Here is a 1,615-nt window from a genome sequence, read left to right as displayed (position 1 = left end):
GTCGTGATCGTCGGCGGCGGGCCGGCTGGCCTGTCCGCGGCGATCCGCCTGAAGCAGCTGGCGGCGGAACAAGGCGCTGATATTGGCGTGTGCGTACTGGAAAAAGGCTCGGAGATCGGGGCGCATATCCTCTCGGGCGCGGTGATGGATCCGCGCGCGATCAACGAACTGATTCCGGACTGGAAGGAAAAGGGCGCGCCGCTCACGGTGGACGTGACCGAGGACCGCTTCCTGTTCCTCACCGAAACCGGCTCGAAGAGCGTGCCGGTCTGGGCGCTGCCGGACAATTTCAAGAACCACGGCAACTACGTGATCAGCCTCGCGAACGTCACGCGCTGGCTGGGCCAGCAGGCCGAAGCGCTCGGCGTCGAGATTTTCCCGGGCTTTCCGGCCGCCGAAGTGTTGTACAACGACGACGGTTCCGTGAAAGGCGTCGCGACCGGCAACCTCGGTATCGGCAAGGATGGTGAGCCGACCGAAAACTTCCAGCTCGGCATGGAGCTGCACGCCAAGTACACGCTGTTCTGCGAAGGCGCGCGCGGACATCTGGGCCGTCAGCTGAACGATAAGTTCAAGCTTCGCGAAGGCGTCGATCCGCAGGTCTACGGCATCGGCATCAAGGAGTTGTGGGAGATCGATCCCGCGAAGCACAAGCCGGGTCTGGTGATGCATACCGCCGGCTGGCCGCTGGAGAACGACACTTACGGCGGCTCGTTCCTCTATCACATGGATAACAACCAGGTGGTGGTCGGCTTCGTGGTGGGGCTTGGGTATTCGAACCCGTATCTGTCGCCGTTCGAGGAATTCCAGCGCTACAAGACGCACCCGGCGATCCGCGCGATCCTGGAAGGCGGCAAGCGTGTCTCGTACGGCGCGCGGGCGATCACGGCGGGCGGCCTGATGTCGCTGCCGAAGCTGGTGTTCCCGGGTGGCGCGCTGGTCGGCGACGATGCGGGCTTCCTGAACGCGTCGCGGATCAAGGGTTCGCATGCGGCGATCAAGACCGGCATGCTCGCGGCCGAAGCCGCGTTCGACGCGGTGCGGGCCGGACGCACCAGCGACGAACTCACGGCGTACCCGGAATCGTTCAAGACATCGTGGCTGCACAGCGAGCTGCATCGCGCGCGCAACTTCAAGCAGTGGATGAGCAAGGGCCTGTACCTGGGCACGCTGATGGTCGGCATCGAGCAGAAACTGCTGGGCGGCAACGTGCCGTGGACGCTGCATCATCAGCATTCGGATCACGAGATGCTCAAGCCCGCGTCGCAGTGCAAGCCGATCGTGTATCCGAAGCCGGATGGCAAGCTGACGTTCGACCGTTTGTCTTCAGTGTTCATCTCGAACACGAATCACGAAGAGAACCAGCCGGCGCACCTGACACTGAAAGATCCTTCAGTGCCGGTCAACGTGAACTGGCAGACCTATGCGGGTCCGGAATCGCGCTATTGCCCCGCTGCGGTGTACGAATTCGTCAAGAACGACGACGGCAGCGAACGTCTGGTGATCAATGCGCAGAACTGCGTGCATTGCAAGACCTGCGACATCAAGGACCCGACGCAGAACATCGTGTGGGTCACGCCGGAAGGTGGCGGCGGGCCGAACTACCCGAATATGT

At 62.8% G+C, this 1,615-nt stretch carries 1 protein-coding gene; it reads left to right on the top strand.

The annotated features are described in order from the left end of the window. Positions 1-1,615: electron transfer flavoprotein-ubiquinone oxidoreductase (locus PQR02_RS40320; protein WP_408243368.1), on the top strand; the 1,615-nt coding region annotated here is incomplete at both ends.

The organism is Paraburkholderia sediminicola, from assembly GCF_046026895.1.
GTDB lineage: Bacteria > Pseudomonadota > Gammaproteobacteria > Burkholderiales > Burkholderiaceae > Paraburkholderia > Paraburkholderia sediminicola_C.
This window is presented reverse-complemented; position numbering and strand designations above follow the sequence as displayed.